Origin of the sequence: Paraburkholderia sp. BCC1876 (assembly GCF_902833695.1) — a bacterium.
Taxonomy (GTDB): domain Bacteria; phylum Pseudomonadota; class Gammaproteobacteria; order Burkholderiales; family Burkholderiaceae; genus Paraburkholderia.
The window spans coordinates 1-600 of the sequence record NZ_CADFGI010000040.1 but is presented as its reverse complement, the minus strand read 5'-3'; the positions used below and the strand labels follow the sequence as shown (position 1 = coordinate 600).

The following is a 600-nucleotide window of genomic DNA, read 5'->3' as shown; positions in this document are numbered from 1 at the left end:
ACCAGCCGCCCTGACCGCGGGATTGCGGTTGCGAGATAAAAGAACGAGTGATTCCATGAAGATCGAGCGTTTCCACCCTGCCCAGCTTCGCCCGGGCCAGATCCGTACCCTGGCCTCCGTCGTGTCGATGACGCTGATCGCGTCCGTGATTGCCGGCTGCGGCGGTGGCGGCGGCGGTGATTCGCCCAGCCCGGCGGCGGGCGCCGCGGCCAGCACCAGCAGCGGCACCACCAGCTCGTCCAGCTCGGGCACCGGCGCTTCCAGCAGCACCTCGCAGATGTGCACCACCACGCTGGCGGCCTCGCAAGGCAATGCCGCCGCGACCAACACCTCGACCAGCACCTCCTCCGGCAACTCGACGGGCACCCCCACCAGCAGCGCACCGAGCACGCTGAGCCGGTTCGACGCGCCGGTCGACCACCTGATCGTCAAGCTCGCGCCGGCCACCTCCGCCAGCAGCGCCAACGGCGCCCGCGTGATGGCCGCCGCCGTGCCGGACAGCACCCGCATCAGCAACCTGATCGGCCGCGTGCTGACGCAATGGAACAGCCAGCGCTCGCAGGCCCGCATCATGGCCGCATCATCGTGCAACGGCAGCTC

At 70.0% G+C, this 600-nt stretch carries 1 protein-coding gene and 1 pseudogene; one reads left to right on the top strand and one right to left on the bottom strand.

Going from position 1 to position 600, the window contains the following annotated elements; genetic code table 11:
- Positions 1–291: hypothetical protein (locus HWY05_RS38555; protein WP_244146810.1), on the bottom strand; the 291-nt coding region annotated here is incomplete at its 3' end.
- Here HWY05_RS38555 and HWY05_RS38550 point away from each other — a divergent pair.
- Positions 278–600 (top strand): annotated as a pseudogene (locus HWY05_RS38550) (peptidase); the annotation flags it as partial. The gene HWY05_RS38555 and the pseudogene HWY05_RS38550 sit on opposite strands and share 14 nt — an antisense overlap.